Consider the following 17,877-nt stretch of genomic DNA (forward strand, 5'->3'; position numbering starts at 1 on the left):
AAGTAACTTTTTAAAACAATTAAGGAATATAATTGATTAACGATATTTTACTTCTATATAATAAGAATTATATTTTATAAATTTATTATAACATATAATTATTAATAAACAGTTAATGAAAAATAATAAAGAAAATATATCTACTTCTAATAATACCCTAAATAGGAAAAGAGTACATTGGGGTGAAGATTCAATAAATAATGATGAAAAACCTAATATAAAAAAAAGAAGAAAATCTTCCTTGGAAGAAAGAGATAAATTTTTAGAGCAGCGTTATATCCAGGATATGAAGTTGGGGCATTATGAACGCTTAAAAGAAGGTTGGACAAGACTTGCTAATAAAACAAAAAAAGTCCTGCATGCCAAAGCAAAATATGGCGAAGATAGTCCTGAAGTATTGCATGCAATTAAGAAAGGTACATCTAAACTTGCTTCAATTAACAAATTCAGTCTCTTTACATGGGCTGCAGCTAACAGTGATATTAAAGCAATGAAGCTTATTAAAGAAACTACAACTGATTATTATTTTAAACTGAATGTATATTATGAAAAATATCTGGCTTTCAAGATGTTTTTAACGGAACAAAGAGCAAATGAGGGCTTAGGAATTTATAATCGCCATGATTGTATCGAAGGTTTTAAAGTATTTTTAACTGTTACAGTTGAGCCTTTAATAGATATTATGATGATGCCGCATCGCAGCACCCCTAATATGAAAAGAGATTTTCTTGTAGCCCTTGAACAGTTAATAAGAGAAGGTGCTATAGAAAACCCAGGGATTGATGCCCTTGAAGGTTACAAAACTAAATTAGAACCAAACCAAGGTAATGCCTCTGATAAGATATGTTACCGAGCCGGAGTATTGAAGAGTTCGGAAGGTAGCAAAGTAATATTAAAAGAAGTTCCGGATAGCAGCCGAGATACAAAGCTTGGTAGAAGTTGGATAGAATATGTCCAAACTTCTAAAGTTAATGATAGTAAATCTTCTGGAAAAGCTTGATAATATGATGGCTGAAATAACAATGAAGAAGCCTATAATTGATTAAGCAAAAATTTTTAATTTTGTTTACACAGCCGAGACCTTTGTTTTTAAGCTCATTTTTATTTTGAATAGGTTTGCAGTCTCTTGCTAAGTTGCAAACAGCACTAAGTATTTGAGCTTAGCTTTAGCTTCAACTAACTGTTTGTAGACGGCGGAAGCCTTTGAGATGACAGGTATCGGTTTGCTGTAGTGGGATACCCCATTGATTCTCCACACCTATCCAGTTGTATACCGTTGAGTTCAGTAATGAGCTCAGCGCAGGCGTCAGATAACACTGAGTGTGCATTTGGTCTCTTGGTTGTGTTTTTTCCATATCCTTTCTTCATGTTTCTGTTGAATTCAATGCTGTTGCGTAGCCAGTTCCTAAGCGCAGCTACTCCGTCTCTAGGCGGTTTACTGCGATATGCCCTGAAGTAATCCTTAAACTTTTCCAGCTCCCAGTTAAGATCCAGTTCATCAAGCATGCCCTTTCTTGTCCAGTCCTCTACCTGATCTACTCTCAATTCATCCAGCCAAGCATTCGGTTGCTTTGGCTTCTTTCGAGGTTTTGCATCTTTGCTTTTAGTCAGCTTTGTATTTTCTGCTTCAGCCACCGGTATAGTTCCTTCTCCAATTAGCTCAAATTCAAAGGAAACTTTTTCTTTTTTTGTATTCCCATAGGGAATATTTTTTTCTTTTAAAGGTCTTTTTTCTTTCTTCTTTTTCTTTTGGTTCTTTTCTTTTTCGTCTTTCTTTTTTACCCAATCCTTACTCTGCGTCATTGCTACAGAGAGGTGGTTCGTAAATGCAGGTTTTTCCTGAAGTGCAGGCGAGCTATCCTTGCGTGGAGTATTAGTCACTTCCGAGTCAGTTGCTGAGTTGTCAACTTTATTTGTCTCACCTGAGATATAGGAGCTATCTATGGTTAGTACGGTTCCTTTAGCGCTTAACCTCTGCGTCAATTAATCCAAGGCTTTTTAAACGAGATAAGAACCTCCTCACCCTTACTTCATTCCACTGCCATATTTTAGCTAATGATCGGTTGGAGGTTAATATTTGCCATTTATTGATTATGTACAAATTTTTATTAAGCACTTTATAACAAGGCTGAGTTGATATATTACCAATCAACCATCTCCAAGCCTCTCTTTCAGTTAACGGTTTATCGGCAAACAGGTTATCTATTTCATTTATTTTAAGCATAAGATACATTTATAAAGATTTAAATTTATTAGTAAGTATATTTGTCTATTTATTTAGTAAAAATTAAAAAAATAGCGTATTTACTTGTATCATATTGCATTTATACTAACAAGTAAAATAATGGCTGTCTTTATTATGAGAGGATATAAATAAGGTGCTTATTAAAGATCGATCTGTTTTTTATTTACAATATAATAAAATTCCATTATTTTATGCTTGATACGTATCGCATACAATGATAATATATGATTAAAAGTTTTAAATGCAAAGAAACTTTAACTATCTGGAATGGTGTTAGCTCAAGAAAATTTCCGCATGATATCCAAGATAGAGTATTGAAAAAGCTAAGAATGTTGGATGCAGCCGGTGTTTTAGATGATTTAAAAAACCCGCCCAGTAATAGACCGGAAAAATTGAAAGGTGATAGAGAAGGACAGATGAGCATAAGAGTTAATAACCAATGGCGTATTTGTTTTAAATGGGAAAACTGCAATGCTTATGAAGTAGAGTTAATTGATTACCATAGATGAGGAAGGATATGACCAATAAATATTTAAATAATCCTACTGTAGGTGAAATTTTAAAAACCGAGTTTATTGATGAAATAAGTATAAGTCAGAATGCACTTGCAAAGGCAATTATGGTTCCTGCAAACCGCATCCATGAAATTGTCAGAAATAGAAGAAGTATTACTGCAGATACTGATTTAAGACTTTGTAAATTTTTCGGCCTTTCGGAAGGTTATTTTTTAAGACTGCAATCCTCTTATGAAATTATGCAGGCAAAAAGATTGCTGGAAAAAGATATAGAAAAAATTTCCCCGTATTCTTATGCCCCGTCTACTTCAAATATGATAAATACCATAAGACTATAACGGCTGAAACTCCTATCTTTATAAAATGTAACTCTATTTTGTATAACCGGAGCTATTACTGCTCTGATTAATATTTGTATCTTTGCTCTCCAAAAACGATTTAATTTTAGAAGAAGCCGAATAATCTTTTGCTGTCTTCTTATCTTTAATATCTGCCAACTCTTTGTTTGCTCCTCTTTCTAAAAGTAATTTTACCATCTCACTTCGATTGTATTTTTCAGCTAAATGTAAAGGAGTCCTGCCTTTCGCATCTTGTATGTTTATATTAATTTCACCACGAGCAATTAGTAAATTTGCTATTTCCACATTCCCTTGTAACGCTGTCAGATGCAAAGCTGTTCTATTATGTTTTTTCTCGAGCTTATAATTAATGTCAACTGCCTCTATAAATAGCATAACCTTCTCAGTATTGTTATGAGTGATCGCTTTTAAAAATTGCTTAGTTTTATCTTCAACTGTTGTTTGTTCATCTATGGTTTGAATACCAAGAGCTTGAGCTGTTTTGTTATATGCGGCTAAAGCGCTTGTATAATGCTCGTCATGTTCTTTACATTTATCTAAACTTTTTTTAATTTCATTTAAAGCTTTTTTGGCTTCTGCTTCGTTATCGTTCCAATACCCGGCACGCATAATCAAAAAGTCAGCAACCTCGTCATTAAAATACTTACCAAGATATTGTGTTGCTGCTATACTCCCACTAATTGGCCAATAACTTCCCTTATATGTGGCTTTAGCTGTACTTAGTTCTTGAGTAAACATTTCAACTATTAGCTCTGTAATTAAGTTATAAGTAGCTAGCTTATAGTAAAGGCTTCGTACATAGCTTCCGCTCTGAGCCTCCTTCATAACTCGAATGTTTCTCGAACCACCATCTGTATTGCTAATATTTACTGTAAATACTTCTTGAAATATTTCCCTATTTCCTATCAAAATAGCTAAAATTTCCTTATCATATTTAATATTTAAAGTTTTGAGGATAACCGCATCTATCTTTCCTTTTTCAGTTGTTAATAAAGCTTCTTTATCTTTTTCTTTTTTAAGTATTAAACTAATTTCTTTAATAACCTCACTAAAAATTCTGCTCATCTCATCGTCTTCCAACTTAAACTCTATTTCCGAATCTCCGAAAAAGTTTATTTTATTATAATCCTTGTTTATAAATACTGCATATCCCATCTTCAACGCCACTAAAAGTATATTGAGAAAGGATTTGATTGGCTGCTCAAATAAATCATGATTAGAAAAATTTATGATTTTAACCACATTTTTTATTTCTGCGAAAGTAAGCTGAGACTTTAATTTAGTTATTAAGCTTTCAATAATCAGCTGTGAAGATGCGCGTAACATTACAAATAGCTCGTTACCTGAGCGGAAATGCACAGAGTTTTCTACTAAGCAAATAATTACATCTATACATGCTTTTTTAGCTTCACCTTTAGGGTTTTGTTTTAGAAGAGTGGATATTGCATTAAAAGCAGGGTATACTAGCCATGAAGGGTCACTATTAATTTTTTCAATAAAATAATCTGCAAGATAGCTATTAAAATGATTACTTAATAAAGCCATAGCTTGAAACCCGCCATCAATATCCCAATAACTGTTGAGTGGGCTTTCTTTATCATTTATAATTTCATAAAATAATTCAGCTATAAATTTAGGATTTATAGTTTCTAGATAATCTTTTGTTTTTTGTAATACTTGTTCCTTATATTTCAGATCATTTATTAATTGAGTTTTTTTTCTATTGTTAAAAGCTGGTTGCACTACAAGTGTTTCTTCCAAACAATAACTTTTAGTATCAAACGGTAAATCTATATCAGTATTTTGAGATAATATTTCTATACTCTGTGAAGGCTCCTCCTCTGTAACGCTTTCTTTGCCGGAAGGCTTATCAGCCTCATTAATTTCTTTAATTTTACTAATCTCTCTCATTAGTAGATCTGCCCATGTCTCACGCTCAACTAAGCACTTTAACTTTTCTATTTGGTCAGGAAGTAAGCCGTGTAAACAATCCCTGAGTAACTTAGATGATGCCACTTCTAATATATCATCCTGTGTGGATAATATATGCCAAAAAGTTCTTATTTGTTTTGTGTTATCTCTACTCCAACCCGGTATAATAGGATCTCCACTTAAACTTAATTGAGCAGATATTATCATGATCATACGGTACTTCGATCGGTAGCAGTTATCTATAATAATATTTTTAGCCACTTCATAAGAGTGACCCTTAGAATTTACTAACCCTTTTAAAATATATAAGGCAGTAAAATATTCTTGGTAAGTTTCATGATTAAATTTTAATATATATTCTTTATTTTGTTCTAAAACTTGTATAAGACCTGTATCAGGCAGTTCATTAATCATCTCGGTTATATAGTGTACTTTGCTAAGTTCTTCACTTATAAAATTATAAGGTAAATCAAAGGCTTGTTTAAATGCAAACACCATTAAAAGCTCGCTGTAACTTGCTGTTAAGCTATATATACGGTGAGGTGATCTTAGTGTTGTAGAGGGCTGCATTTCCATATGCTTTTGTAAGAACATATGGAATTTTGCTAAAATAAAATGTTGATAAAGAATTGCTATGTTTAAGCATTCTAATTTTTCAAAGATTAAATCAATTTTGAGCTCAGTACTTTGTTGAATAGAGGGCTGTGATATAATATCCGAAAGCTCGCTTGATATATCCGGGTCTATATTCTCTAGAAATATACTATTGATATCCGTATTATTGGCTTTATGGGTGTGTTGGTTAACCCATCATTCTCTAATATGAGGCTTTAATGCTTCGCAGAAAATATAACTTTCCAATGGGATCCCCAATAAATGAGTAACACTATCTCCTATTAGCAATTTAAGCTTCTCATATACCTTATTGCTTAATTCTTTTATTTCTAAATTCTTAAGCTTAGAAATACCGCTTTTATGGAATTCTTTAAATAATGCTTCTAAATATTTATATATGTACTCCCTATGCTGCTCTTCATTATATTCTTTTAATGTTAAATAGTACCCTAAAGGTTGTGCCGGCGAAATGAGTTTATTAGCGGCATAAGGTCTGGTGGTAATTATTATATTAGTTTTAGAGCACGTTTTACTTAACCAATCATTGAACCTCTGCACTGATGTCACATCTTTAATTTCATCAAATCCGTCTAATAGTAATAATACTTTCCCCTGTATTTCCATATCATGTTCTAATGCTTTAAATTTCCATTCCGGCCAATCCTCCACTGTAGACGACCGCGTAAAAGCATCTGGTAATAAAGGGGTATTAGGAAGTTGAAGCTGGGGCAAATTTATACGTATAACACAGAAAGGTTCTTTTAACTCTTTAGATCGCTGCCAAATATATCTTTGATTAAGGCAAAATGCAGACTTACCAAAACCTGCATTAGCTGCTAAAATTGAGAAACATAATTCTTCATTTTGTAGCAGCTTATTTTCATCATGTGTTACTAACATATTGCCTGTAAAATCATACCTTGACGGAATAGGTAGACTTACCTCATCAGCTTTACTCTTTACAATAAATTCAAATTCGTGCGCATTAATTAATCTAAGATGTATATATACTTTATCTCTGAATTTTGCTTCTTCTTCCATTTCTTCATCAAATTTAAACTCTGGCTGAAAAATATAAATTAATTTTTCTTTGTGCTTTTGCTTAGTATCATGGTTTTCGGTTAAATAATATCTTGTATTTTTATCAATATCTGATTCTTCTAAAGCAAATTTGTCTTCTCCTTCTCGTTTTAAGAAGTTATGTAATTCTTGGTATCCTATCCCTTCAATAACAAATAATTGAGCATTAGTCGTTTGTAGTAAATATATTAAATTATAACAGGCTATGCCTTGTACCAGATCATTTTTAACATACACGTCATAAGGTAAGCCGGATATAATATTTTGTTTTTTGTCATCAACAAGATTTGTTATGATTAAATTAAGATAATCCAAATTACCCATTAGCTTATATATTCCGCTTTCTTTATTTTTTAGAATAGCCGGTAAAATATAATGTTTACCTCCAAGGTTTAAAACTTTATTAACATATATCCTAAATTTTTTCTATCTCTTCATGTCCTAACGGATCATTTATATCAAACCATTTGTTTAAAGTTTCATATATATTGCAATCTGATCTTGAGCTAACCTCAAATGTTAATTTGCTGCTGTTGTCATATGTTTTAAGCTCTAGCATAGTTACTTTAACCGACTCTATTCCATCTTCAGGATCAGTCGGAAAGTCATAAAAACTTCTTAGTTTGTTTATATTGTAGCGCTTGAGTGGAATACGTTCACAACCGATGAGACTCTGTAGCAAAGAGATTGAAAATAATTTAGCCAGCTCTTCCCTATATTCACGCCCTTTAGCAATCACTTCAATCCAGCCGGTTGCAGGTTCATAGATTAACACCATCTCATAAACGGGACGCATTAATCTCGGTACGACCTCTTCTCCATCAAAAGCAAGGTAGTTATCAGGCAATCCTTCTCGGTATAACATCACCTGAATAACTTCGGAGTTATTATTAGCATTGTTACGGGTATACCTGAATAGCTCTATCTTAATATTGCCTCCTATATTAAAATAGCTAATAACTCCTTGTTTAAAAGCTTCTTTTTGCTCTGCCTCAGTTTTAACTTCTAGGTTTTTTGAGCCTAAAAACCCATCCCATAACCTGCCTAACCTATGATGATCAGTGTAACGAATATCTTCAGCACAGCAGAATGAGAGATAGTCATTAAGCAGTAACCATAGAGCTCGATCATAACCGTTACCAAGTGCCTGATAAGTTTTCTTGTCATTAACTACCGATAGTAGAGCTGCTTGCCCTACTTCATCCGTCATCTCATATATACGTTCAGCATCGGCGTATAGTAATGCAAGGTCATTCTCCTCCATTTGCTTTGCTGCTTCTATAACTAAATACATGATACCTACTTGGGAAGAATCCCAATTTATGTTTTTAGAGAGAAATGGAAATCTATAATTAAAGTAATCTTGAAGTGATTGCTTAGGAAGGTTACGGGCAAATCTAATAATAACTTCAGGTAAGCAGTATAAATTATAAGACATGCTGATAACATCTTTATTTATTAATAAAACATTAAAACTATTTTAAATATTAACTAATATCTTAAATATCAGGTTTAATACAATGCTTAATAAATTTGCAATAGTTATTTTATTAAATTACTTGTATGTGTGCTATGGTGCTGCTGTGATAGTAAAATATATTAAATTTATGTTGCTATGCAAGTAATCAAACATAAGTAAAGCATATATATAAAAAAAGACTGTTCTTATTGATCTAAAAAACAGTCTTTATCTTTTTAATAATACTTTTAATCACAAAAGGTGAATCTAAGCCTAGAATTTATTAAACCTAAGCACCTACCGGGATTTATAGCAAACTCTTAAAAACCCCTTACCACCGGTTTCTGATCTTCTCTCTTATCAGCTGGGGTTCCAAATTCTCTATTAAGCTTACGCCTTTCTACCTCAGAAGCCACCCATCTTTCTCCTATACCTCTTTGAGAGTTTATAGAAAGCTTTTCAGGTGAAGAGTCATCCGCTCCTTTTTCAACCCTAGAGTTTCTAGAATTCTCTACAGTTTCTACAAAATTAGATGGTCTCTTTCTCTTGGATCCGACTGTAAGTAAGCTTTCAGATCTATCTGCCTTCCTTTTTGTTTCAACTTCTCTTTCAGCTGCTTCAAAATCAATTTCTTCTGAATCAAGTCTACGCCTCTTGAATCCGACTATAGGTAAGCTTTTAGATCTATATCCACTTCTTTTAGCTTCAACCTCCTTTTCATCTGCTTCAAAATTAATTTCTGCTGAATCAAGTCTACGCCTCTCGGATCCAACTGTAGCTAAGCTTTCAGATTTATATTCACTTCTTTTAGCTTCAACTCCCCTTTCAGCTGCCTCAAATTCTTTTATTTTTTCGGGATGCAACTCACGGTATATTTCTTTAGCTGTATAAGGCTCGGTAATCACCTCTTCACCATCTTCATATCCTACTACCCTATATGATTTTAAATTAGGATTAGCACCAAGTTCAAGCAATAGCTTATAAGTACTTACCTTACCTGCCCATGCAGCAGTGTGTATAACTGTACAACCATCTTCTTTTCTTCTCGCGTTAACATTAGCACCATGTTTTATAAAAAGAGGAATCAATTCTATATCATGGGGAGTTGAAATCGATTCATACAGCGGAGTTTTTCCTTCCCTGTTAGTTAAATTAACATCTGCTCCTTTTGCTAACAGTAACTTTGCTATCTCTGTGTAGCCACTATCTGCTGCTGTATGTAAAGGAGTATTGCCATGGTAATCCTGGATATTAACATTGATACCGGGCTGGCTTAGCAAGAACTTTACAATATCATCTCTTTTTATAGAAACTGCACTATGCAACACTCCCCATTCTCCAACTCCGGTAGCATTAATATCAGCACCTTTCGCAAGAGCTTCTTTTATTTCATTAAGGCGCCCTAATTCGGCACCCCTTAACACAATCTCATCCCAATAATCATTATTTCTCATTCTTTTACCTTTACACATTAATTTTATTTATATTGAAAAAAAGCTTAGTATAAATTAATTTTTAAATCAATATTAGATTAATCAAAATAATTAAAACAGCAAGTTAATGGCTTCTTCCCCTAAAGCCTGTTTCTTTTGATCGATCCCGCCATTGTTGATTTGTTTTTTTTCTTCGCTTTCTTCATTATCTTCCGTCTTTTCTTTACCTTTATTTTTTTTAGCGGGAATAACAGTGGTATCTCTGCTAAATGATGCTTCTTCTTCCTCTTCCGTATCCTTTCTTTTTTTTCCTTGCCCAATAGGTTTAGTATCTTCCATTGGTTTAAAATACTCTTCTTCTACATTTTTCATTTTAGGGCTTTCTATACCGCCAAACATATCAGGCGGAGATTTCGACCTTTCATGCACTTGGTTCTTACCCGGTACTAATATATCTTTCTTATTAAAAGCTTCTCTTAAATTATTCGCTCTTACTTTTCTTAAAAATAATTGTTCTATTCTTTCTCTTATATCCGGGGCTAAGATTTCAGAGCCCGGCTCCATAAACTCGGGTATTGTTGCTCTAAACCTATATCCATGTGCATCTCTTGTTTCTAGTACCTCTTTAATTGAACCTAAGTTCATTTCTTCTGATACTTCATTTATAGCTTCAATTAGTGTCTCGCAGTTTCTACAGCATTTTTTTGATATCCCTATATAATAAGTTTCAGCTTCTTCTACCATATGAGCTATTTTATTTCTGCTCTAGCGTTTATGAGCTTATTTCCTATTTTTGGATCATCGCTCCAAAATGGTACCAAGCCCCCATAGCATTGCATGCATTTCTAGCTGATTTATTTCTTGAGATTTTAGAATGGTTACAATATTGGTATGTGGCGAGACATTATAATTAGGTTTAATCTCCACCTGATTACTAGTTTTATACTTATCTTGTAAATCTTCTGCTGAAGAAGCCTGAACAAACCTCCCACACATAACCTAACCTCTATTTTACACAAGTATTAGTTACTCATTTAAAAGTTATAGTAAGTATAGTAAATAATTAGTATTAATTTAAAAGGAAAATAGATAATAATTAAGAATAATTGTTATCTATATATGTAATATTGGGCACAAATAATAAACCAACACGAGAATTAGAATACTGCTCAGGATTGGTAGAGCGCATAACCTTTCATAGTGAAGAGAGCGGATTTGCGGTACTAAGGGTAAAAGTAACTAAGCGAAAGGATCTTGTTACTGTTACAGGGAGTCTGCCGAGTATCTGTGTTGGAGAGTATATACATGCTAAGGGATATTGGATCAATGATAGTAAGCATGGCTTGCAGTTTAAAGCTGAGTTCATCAAAGCTCTTCCTCCAAACACATTAGAAGGGATAGAAAAGTATTTAGGTTCAGGATTAATTAAGGGCATAGGTCCTCACTTTGCCAAGAGGTTAGTCGGCACATTTGGTGAGAAGGTATTTGAGGTAATAGAGAACTCACCTTCCTTACTTAGTAGAGTAGAAGGAATAGGAAAGATAAGAGCGAAAAAGATTATATCCAACTGGGCTGAGCAGAAGGGATTAAAATAATTAGATGTAACTTCTAAATTAATCACCTATTGGAAATATTCACTGAACCATACGCGCCAAGTTAAGGGGATGTGAGCTAAATCAAGAAAATTTTGTTGTACAAGATTACAAATATGACCAAGCAATAAGAGCATTAAAGAAGAAGTAGCTAATATATTTAGGAGTATTAAAAAACAATATAGAAACTAAAATTATAGCTGAAGATTGGTAATGATGTCTACGAACCAGGAAGGTGCAATATTAATCAATAGCTAGTCTTACATCTAATGGTAACTAGGTATATGGATCACTCAACATGTGGCTTGCCAAATACGCAAGTTATAACTGATTTACAAAAGATATCTTATGTTTAACTCGGTTACCAAAGGATTTATCATCCGAGGAGTTAAGCTTAGCAGTAAACTTTTTCTCACTTGTACTTTGCCGGTCTGACTCTAAAGTGCTTTTATCTTCCCCTTTTTTCTCTTCAAGGTATTCTTTAATATCTTTAATATCTTTGTTATCTTCTTTAGCAAGCTTATCGATAGCATCTTGTAAGTTTATTTTAAGTATTCTTACTACTTTTTGGGTCTCTCCCCCAATACTTTCAAATATATGCTCAATTGCTTCAATAGTTTGAAGAGGTTTTATACTTATAAAAAGTTTTAGTATATCGGTTGTTATTTCTCTTCGATAGTACCCTTTATTAATCTTTTCAGCGATCAAATCTATAAATTGCTCAATTACTTCATAGTTATTATGGCAAACTAATAAAAACTTACCTCTTTCCGTAGTATGGTTTATAAAGTACTTCATCAACTCAAGGTTACCGTGTTCTACTGCCCACCAAAAAAATTGATATTTGTTGTATTCAAATAGGCCTTCTACCTTTTTTGGGGTGTTAAAAACAAATTTAAATTCATCTTTAATAACATCAAATCTATTTTCAGCAAGAAGACTGGGAATTACATTATCAATTATTTCTTTTTGCCATTCTAATAAAGAACTTTTTTTTCTTTTTTTATATTACTAGCCGGATAGTTATTATCCGAATCTGAACTTGAATACTTCCTTTTCATACTGGCCTCATTTGGATACATGTAATATATTTATATATTGTGACTATTTTTAATTATACAAGGTTTATTAAATATTTTTTAACTAATTATACTTATTATAAACTATATCTCAATGCTATTATTCAATGTATAAAAATATAGTGAAAATAAACTAAGTATAAAATATAATTGAAGGAAAAAGATGAAAGAAGGAAGTATTGAGCCTAAATTTAAAAAACAAAAATTAATTCAAGAAATCTCAGAGGAAAAGCGCTGTTTAGACCGTTTGTCAAGGCTTCTTGAAATGAGTAGCCAAGGATATACTGCAGCATGCTTTGTAAATAATAAAATACTGATTTCTGATAATGAGATAGATTCAAAAACACAATTTGAAGAATTTAAACAACAAGAAGATAGTAAAATACAGTTAATAAAAGATGTAATGAAATATTTTTCTTTGTTTGCTAGAAGAAGATTGCTAATTAACCGAGAAAAAGTATTTTCAAGTATATGTTTAAACAGAATTAAGGGTGAAGAGTTAGGATATATAAAGCTAGATGAAAAGACAATAAAAAATATTGCATTGGATGTATTAAATCATCGTAATACTTGGCGTAAAGAGTATGAGAGCAAGATTACATCCTATGGTGTGGAGCAAAGAAGATATGTAGCTCCAGCTTATGAGCTAAGCACTATACTTGCGCGTGACTTTATAAGAATTGAAAGATTTCTTTTTGAGCACCCGAACCATAATTTAACTAAGGCTTTTGCTGGAAACAATCTTGATTTTGTTAAAATTGGAGAATATGGCGAAATTCCCTACAAAAGCTATAGTTTAATGCAAGATGAACTGATTAATGAATATGGTTATATAATACTGGCATTTGGGCACGAAAACGCCCATGCAGAAGGTAAAATAGTAGATTACCTTTTATTTACTGATGTAATACAAAATGCAAAAGAACCAATCTATATAGGAATCTCAAAACTATGTTGCCATGACTGTTCACTAGCTTTAGATGCAGTTAATGAGTATAAAAACAATTTAAGAACAATGCATAAAGGTAAAAAGGTAGGCGTACACCAAGAAATTGATTATATACAAAGAAGAGGTACCCATAATTTAGTACTGCCTTGGTTTAAAACAATGTTTTTATATAATAACAAAGAATTAGGGTATGCTGCAAGCCATAGAGGCTTTTACTTCGATAATAAAGGTGATGACCATCCTATCCCATTTAATGAGTCTATAAAAAAATTTGCTGATAAATGGGGAGAAGAAAATACATATGTATATATTGATTATAAGGCAATTGCGAAAATTAGATCCCAAAAATCAGCAAAAACTCTTCTGGAGAGTTTAGAAAAAGAAAATGTAAAAAAGAGGAAAATAAGAGATCAAGCACCCCAGATTTCACGTATGCATCAATATTCACTAAGCTCTATAAAATCAAGTGAAGAGGAAAAAGAGCGTGCTCCTCTCAGGGATCTAACAACTGAACAGTTATTTAAAAATTTATTTCGGCATTATACTGACCTTGAAGCTCATAGACTAATATCAAAATTGTATGAGGATTTAGAAAATTTACAAAGGAAGCGAAAAAAAGGAGATACCGAATACCAAGCAGGAGATAATGATAGAAACACTAAAGGCCGCTCTCAAGATTCTGATAAAGATGCAAAATACAATGCCTTCAATAGATATAAAGACAACTCCTATTGGTATCAAACCGAAGATATTAATGCTATTGGTAACCAACTTATACAAAAAATAGGTGATAATGTTATATTTACTACAGCCTTAGGAAGGGGAGGAAAGGAATTAGATATTAAAAATCATCTAAGTAAATTTATAGAAAAGCTTGATAGCGGGAAGAAAATAGTAGGGGTTTATAATATAGGCAATTTGCATTGGATTGCCTTCTTAGTAATGAAAGATAACCAAAATAGAGTAACTGTTTTTTACAAGGATTCCGCCGGTTCAAAAAAGATAAATGATTTTGAAAGTGACATACGTAAGGTTTTCCAAGAAGATATTCAATTTAAGGTTTATGAAGGTAGTGAACAAAAGGACGGAGCAAGTTGCGGAGTATTTGCACTAAAAAATATTGAAGTGTTCGCTAACACACCTTCTCATTTATTAAGTAAGAATAGCTTTTTTAATCCTGCATCTTCGGGAGATTATGCAAAAGATATAAGGAAGGCTAGAAAGGAACTGGCGGTGCATTATACATTAGATATCTATAATCAAAATTGTGAAATATTAAAAGATCAAGTAATTAGAGAAAATATAATAAATTCACATAAAGGCGAAGCTGAAAAGCTTAAAGAAATAATTACCAACAACATGGGTGATCTTGAAGCAGCTTCTATTGCAGTAGAAATAAGGTGTTCTCCTGATAACCCATACAAATATTTTTATCTTATAAGATGCGGAATAGAGCAAATATCGGAAGTTAAAGGAATCATTGACCAAATAGCTTACGATCATGAGACATCATTTGTAAATAATGATGAGGTTATTTTAAAAATACCTTTTGATAGCTTGAGAGAAACGGAATTACGTACTCTTGCAAGCCAAGCAGATGAAATACAATCTGAAAATATCATTATAGAACCTCATGTTATAGATAATAACTTTATTAAAGCTTTAAAAATTAATGAGCTGCCTGGTGAGAAAGTTACTAAAGCCATAAATGAAAAGTTAGGTATAAATATTCCTTCTGACTTTGATTTAAAAGCTTGGCTTAAAAAAAAGCCGGAAATTGAAGAATTTTTAAAAGCAGAGGAATATGATGAGCGTAGGATGAAAGAAGCTTTAGAAGAAATAATGAAAAATTATGAAAATCCCTTCCTTAAGTTTTTTGTTGATTCTAGCATAATAGAATTTAAAGCTAATGCTCTAAAATTAATGCGAGAGTTGTTTGATGCTCAGTACTTAGAAGATAAAGGTTTAAATAGCACAACAAGTAAAGAAAATTTCCTTTTTAATGAAGAAGGAGATAATTTCAAGGATAATCAAGGCTCACCTGCGAGCAGTTTTTCAGATAGGGTTCTAAGTAAACGACAGGATATTTTACATAACAAAAGGGGTTAATTATTGAAGAAGGAATCTAAATAATAGCTCCTTCTAATGCATTATCTTGTTCAGAGGAAGCCGGGAAATATATTGAAGACTGATCAGGATGAATGATATGAACCCAATCTCCTATTATCTGATTCAAGGCATTATTAATACTATGTCCTGTTGCCCAATCATCAGATTTTCCGCCCTTACCTGTATAGTTAATAATCGCTTGTAGGTTATTATATAACCTTTCTAATCTTTTGATTTTTGAAGCTTCTATCACTTCTTGGGCAACTACTTTAGCTGCTATAGTTTGTATTTCCTCTTCAATCGCTTCCTTTAATTTATCCGACTCGGTTTCTTTTTAATACCTTTAATAAATGTGTTTTATATTCTTCTAACCTTTGTAGCTCATTGCTTTTCATGGTATACCTACCCTGCCTTATAAGTAATACAGATTTAATAAATGTTTAATAAATTTTATTATAAAACTGTATTTTAGTATGTTATTATTTTTATTTTAAATTATATTTTTAACTTCAAAATGTATTTTGCGTATGAAAAATAATGAGAAGCATACTAATCAAGAACAGCCTAACCTTAAAAAAAGAGTAAGTTGGGCAGACTCCATTGAAGATAATGAAGGAAAAACACTTAGACTTAGGAAAAAAGCCAAAGTTTCTCACGAACCTGAAAGCACGAGTCCAGCTCAGAAATCATTAAAAAACTATTTTGCTCAAATGTTTAGTAATGGGCGCTATGATGTGATAAGACAAGAATGGGAGAACCATATAGCAAGGCATCCTAGAATAATAGAGCTTAAAGAGCTCTATGGGGAGGATAGTGAGGAAGTATTTAAAATGGGTAAAAATATAATCGGTAAGCTGCTTTGCTTAGATAATTATTCTATGTTAAGGTGGGTTGGGGCGAACTGCAATATAGAAGCTTTTAAATTAATTACTGAAATGTCTGCTACAAAATATTTACAACGCATGGTTCGTTATGATGACTATATGGCTTTCAGGTTATTTATAGATAGAGCATTTATCGATGAATATAAAGCTACTTACGAATCACTAAAGTATATTGAAGGATTTAAACTTTTTATAGAGATAGATAATAATGTTATCAATTCTCTTTGTAAATCTCTAGGTATTACTGAAAGTATAAAAGCTGACTTTAACACTGCTTTAAAAGAATTAGGACTTAAACAACTTATAGAGGATAACAAAGAAAATAATTCCCCAAATCATATAAATTCATTTACACAAAGAATTTTTAATACAGCTGCAGATGGAGTTAAGATAACTAGGCAATTATAAACTATTCAACGAGTCTTTATAAACACATATTAAGCCAAATAGTTTATTATATAACTAAGATTTATATAAAATATGACAGTTAGCATAATATGAAAAGAAAAACTGTACATTGGGAGAAAAGTATCTCGAAAAATAAAGAGGACAGTTTTCAAAAGCGCCCTAAAGTAGTTCTTACTGAAGAGGATATAATTGGTATTAAAGAATGCTTTACTGATTATATAGAACTTAAATATTTTGGTATGATTAAAACATTATTTAATCAGTGGGAAAAAGAACACAAGCTAGGCAAACTTTTATCATATGTTAATTATCAACCTTTTTACTCGGTTCTCAAAGATAAAGATTATAGTTTCTTTTGTGAGTTAGTATCAGCTCTTCCTCAAAGGCAAAAATTCTTAATGGTCTCACACAATAATTATGACTTAATTAAATCCTTTATATACTTATCAATCAAAGATATAAATGAAGAAAAATATAACCCCACTCAAGCTCAAAAAGTATTTGATACTTTGTTAAACATTAATCCCACCACAATTATAGAAGTTATTGAGAATTTCCTTAATGAACAACGAGAACATCACCCTAATGCCGTAGAAATTTTACATAATGAACTACAAGCTATTTTAAGTAGTAATACAATTAGTAAAAATATCAATTCAGTGCATGAAGACAATGCTTTTCTTGAAAAAAATGCTAAAGATAAGGTTGAAATGTATATAAAAGAAAAAGAAGAAAAGGGTACAATCTTGACACTTAAATCAAAAAATAATGAACAAATTGAAATTAAAAAATCAGAGCAAAAGTGGCAAGATCAAGTATCGGAGGAATGCTCCAAAGGTAGAAACTTTTAATCTTCTTTTTTATTAGTATAACATTGCTTTCAAAATAATTTATATTACTCTTTTCTTAATTATAAATAAAATAAAAGGTTAAAAGGTAATAAAATGCAAAGCAAAGATATAGATTATACTACTAAGTTTTTAATTGCTGTTGAGTAGGGGAAAATAGATAAAACTAGAGAATTGTTGTCACAAGGTGCTAATGTAAATGCAAAGGAAATGCTAGGAGACACAGCTTTACACCTAGCTGTAGAACGTAAAAATATTAGAATAGTAGAGCTATTACTATCACAGTCTTCAATAGATATAAATATTAAAGGTATTGATGAGCAGACTCCTTTGCAAAATGCCTTATATAATGGTTACGATGAAATTGCTA

Annotated in this window: 18 protein-coding genes; 8 read left to right on the forward strand and 10 right to left on the reverse strand. The window is 32.0% G+C overall.

What is annotated here, in order from left to right; all coding sequences use genetic code 11:
- The first annotated feature begins 115 nt into the window (after nt 1–115).
- Nucleotides 116–1,000 carry a hypothetical protein gene (locus NF27_RS10455; RefSeq protein WP_039459374.1) on the forward strand — a complete coding sequence of 295 codons (885 nt, stop codon included), beginning with the start codon at nt 116–118 and terminating at the stop codon, nt 998–1,000.
- A 176-nt stretch (nt 1,001–1,176) separates the two neighbouring features.
- On the opposite strand, the gene NF27_RS10460 is transcribed toward NF27_RS10455, so the two are convergent.
- Together NF27_RS10460 and NF27_RS10465 are read right to left on the reverse strand one after the other, a co-directional pair.
- Entirely contained in the window at nt 1,177–1,983 is an 807-nt protein-coding gene (locus NF27_RS10460; protein ID WP_039459377.1) for a hypothetical protein, read from the reverse strand.
- Entirely contained in the window at nt 1,961–2,224 is a 264-nt protein-coding gene (locus tag NF27_RS10465) for a hypothetical protein (RefSeq protein ID WP_152606912.1), read from the reverse strand. Before NF27_RS10465 ends, NF27_RS10460 begins: the two co-directional genes overlap by 23 nt.
- Before the next feature lie 245 nt (nt 2,225–2,469).
- Here NF27_RS10465 and NF27_RS10470 point away from each other — a divergent pair, with 245 nt between their 5' ends.
- Both NF27_RS10470 and NF27_RS10475 read left to right on the forward strand, forming a co-directional pair.
- Nucleotides 2,470–2,754 (forward strand): type II toxin-antitoxin system RelE/ParE family toxin, encoded by a 285-nt coding sequence (locus NF27_RS10470; protein WP_039459382.1) that lies wholly within the window; start codon nt 2,470–2,472, stop codon nt 2,752–2,754.
- Nucleotides 2,755–2,762: 8 nt separating this feature from the next.
- On the forward strand, nt 2,763–3,098 hold the full coding sequence (locus NF27_RS10475; protein ID WP_053332794.1) for a HigA family addiction module antitoxin: 336 nt from the start codon (nt 2,763–2,765) through the stop codon (nt 3,096–3,098).
- A 33-nt stretch (nt 3,099–3,131) separates the two neighbouring features.
- Here the strand turns inward: NF27_RS10475 and NF27_RS11525 are convergent, their stop codons facing one another.
- From NF27_RS11525 to NF27_RS10505, 6 genes are all read right to left on the reverse strand, one after another.
- Nucleotides 3,132–5,645 (reverse strand): ankyrin repeat domain-containing protein, encoded by a 2,514-nt coding sequence (locus NF27_RS11525; RefSeq protein ID WP_053332791.1) that lies wholly within the window; start codon nt 5,643–5,645, stop codon nt 3,132–3,134.
- A 216-nt stretch (nt 5,646–5,861) separates the two neighbouring features.
- Nucleotides 5,862–7,070 carry an NACHT domain-containing protein gene (locus NF27_RS10485; protein WP_039459383.1) on the reverse strand — a complete coding sequence of 403 codons (1,209 nt, stop codon included), beginning with the start codon at nt 7,068–7,070 and terminating at the stop codon, nt 5,862–5,864.
- Between the two features lie 91 nt (nt 7,071–7,161).
- Nucleotides 7,162–8,184, reverse strand: a complete 1,023-nt coding sequence (locus tag NF27_RS10490; protein ID WP_053332792.1) for a hypothetical protein — start codon at nt 8,182–8,184, stop codon at nt 7,162–7,164.
- 341 nt (nt 8,185–8,525) lie between these two features.
- A complete protein-coding gene (locus NF27_RS10495; RefSeq protein ID WP_039459385.1) occupies nt 8,526–9,659 on the reverse strand; it encodes an ankyrin repeat domain-containing protein in 1,134 nt (377 codons plus the stop codon).
- Nucleotides 9,660–9,749: 90 nt separating this feature from the next.
- A complete protein-coding gene (locus tag NF27_RS10500) occupies nt 9,750–10,382 on the reverse strand; it encodes a thioredoxin domain-containing protein (protein ID WP_039459388.1) in 633 nt (210 codons plus the stop codon).
- A gap of 54 nt (nt 10,383–10,436) precedes the next feature.
- Nucleotides 10,437–10,634, reverse strand: a complete 198-nt coding sequence (locus tag NF27_RS10505) for an SOS response-associated peptidase family protein (protein WP_039459390.1) — start codon at nt 10,632–10,634, stop codon at nt 10,437–10,439.
- A 110-nt stretch (nt 10,635–10,744) separates the two neighbouring features.
- Here NF27_RS10505 and NF27_RS10510 point away from each other — a divergent pair, with 110 nt between their 5' ends.
- Nucleotides 10,745–11,233: a helix-hairpin-helix domain-containing protein gene (locus NF27_RS10510; protein ID WP_053332793.1), complete on the forward strand. Its 489-nt coding sequence runs from the start codon at nt 10,745–10,747 to the stop codon at nt 11,231–11,233.
- Nucleotides 11,234–11,551: 318 nt separating this feature from the next.
- Here the strand turns inward: NF27_RS10510 and NF27_RS10515 are convergent, their stop codons facing one another.
- A complete protein-coding gene (locus tag NF27_RS10515; protein WP_039459394.1) occupies nt 11,552–12,028 on the reverse strand; it encodes a hypothetical protein in 477 nt (158 codons plus the stop codon).
- Nucleotides 12,029–12,472: 444 nt separating this feature from the next.
- Between NF27_RS10515 and NF27_RS10520 the strand changes: the two genes are divergently transcribed.
- Complete coding sequence (locus tag NF27_RS10520; protein WP_039459396.1) at nt 12,473–15,367, forward strand: hypothetical protein; 2,895 nt, start codon at nt 12,473–12,475, stop codon at nt 15,365–15,367.
- A gap of 16 nt (nt 15,368–15,383) precedes the next feature.
- Here NF27_RS10520 and NF27_RS10525 read toward each other — a convergent pair whose 3' ends face one another.
- Nucleotides 15,384–15,620 carry a hypothetical protein gene (locus NF27_RS10525; RefSeq protein WP_039459399.1) on the reverse strand — a complete coding sequence of 79 codons (237 nt, stop codon included), beginning with the start codon at nt 15,618–15,620 and terminating at the stop codon, nt 15,384–15,386.
- Between the two features lie 274 nt (nt 15,621–15,894).
- Between NF27_RS10525 and NF27_RS10530 the strand changes: the two genes are divergently transcribed.
- The 3 genes from NF27_RS10530 to NF27_RS10540 all read left to right on the forward strand — a co-directional run.
- The gene (locus NF27_RS10530; RefSeq protein WP_039459402.1) at nt 15,895–16,659 is read left to right on the forward strand and encodes a hypothetical protein; all 765 of its coding nucleotides are present in this window, start codon (nt 15,895–15,897) and stop codon (nt 16,657–16,659) included.
- 89 nt (nt 16,660–16,748) lie between these two features.
- Nucleotides 16,749–17,510, forward strand: coding sequence for a hypothetical protein (locus tag NF27_RS10535; protein WP_039454536.1), 762 nt, complete (start codon nt 16,749–16,751; stop codon nt 17,508–17,510).
- 174 nt (nt 17,511–17,684) lie between these two features.
- Nucleotides 17,685–17,877 (forward strand): ankyrin repeat domain-containing protein (locus NF27_RS10540; protein ID WP_039454538.1); only part of this gene is annotated, 193 nt, incomplete at its 3' end.

Origin of the sequence: Candidatus Jidaibacter acanthamoeba (assembly GCF_000815465.1) — a bacterium.
GTDB lineage: Bacteria > Pseudomonadota > Alphaproteobacteria > Rickettsiales > Midichloriaceae > Jidaibacter > Jidaibacter acanthamoebae.

What these genes read in the sequence shown, in the direction of transcription:
- NF27_RS10455 (WP_039459374.1), top strand. Translation starts at nt 116, where the DNA reads ATGAAAAATAATAAAGAAAATATATCTACTTCTAATAATACCCTAAAT.
- NF27_RS10465 (WP_152606912.1), bottom strand. Translation starts at nt 2,224, where the DNA reads ATGCTTAAAATAAATGAAATAGATAACCTGTTTGCCGATAAACCGTTA.
- NF27_RS10470 (WP_039459382.1), top strand. Translation starts at nt 2,470, where the DNA reads ATGATTAAAAGTTTTAAATGCAAAGAAACTTTAACTATCTGGAATGGT.
- NF27_RS10475 (WP_053332794.1), top strand. Translation starts at nt 2,763, where the DNA reads ATGACCAATAAATATTTAAATAATCCTACTGTAGGTGAAATTTTAAAA.
- NF27_RS11525 (WP_053332791.1), bottom strand. Translation starts at nt 5,645, where the DNA reads ATGTTCTTACAAAAGCATATGGAAATGCAGCCCTCTACAACACTAAGA.
- NF27_RS10485 (WP_039459383.1), bottom strand. Translation starts at nt 7,070, where the DNA reads ATGGGTAATTTGGATTATCTTAATTTAATCATAACAAATCTTGTTGAT.
- NF27_RS10490 (WP_053332792.1), bottom strand. Translation starts at nt 8,184, where the DNA reads ATGTCTTATAATTTATACTGCTTACCTGAAGTTATTATTAGATTTGCC.
- NF27_RS10495 (WP_039459385.1), bottom strand. Translation starts at nt 9,659, where the DNA reads ATGAGAAATAATGATTATTGGGATGAGATTGTGTTAAGGGGTGCCGAA.
- NF27_RS10500 (WP_039459388.1), bottom strand. Translation starts at nt 10,382, where the DNA reads ATGGTAGAAGAAGCTGAAACTTATTATATAGGGATATCAAAAAAATGC.
- NF27_RS10505 (WP_039459390.1), bottom strand. Translation starts at nt 10,634, where the DNA reads ATGTGTGGGAGGTTTGTTCAGGCTTCTTCAGCAGAAGATTTACAAGAT.
- NF27_RS10515 (WP_039459394.1), bottom strand. Translation starts at nt 12,028, where the DNA reads ATGAAGTACTTTATAAACCATACTACGGAAAGAGGTAAGTTTTTATTA.
- NF27_RS10520 (WP_039459396.1), top strand. Translation starts at nt 12,473, where the DNA reads ATGAAAGAAGGAAGTATTGAGCCTAAATTTAAAAAACAAAAATTAATT.
- NF27_RS10530 (WP_039459402.1), top strand. Translation starts at nt 15,895, where the DNA reads ATGAAAAATAATGAGAAGCATACTAATCAAGAACAGCCTAACCTTAAA.
- NF27_RS10535 (WP_039454536.1), top strand. Translation starts at nt 16,749, where the DNA reads ATGAAAAGAAAAACTGTACATTGGGAGAAAAGTATCTCGAAAAATAAA.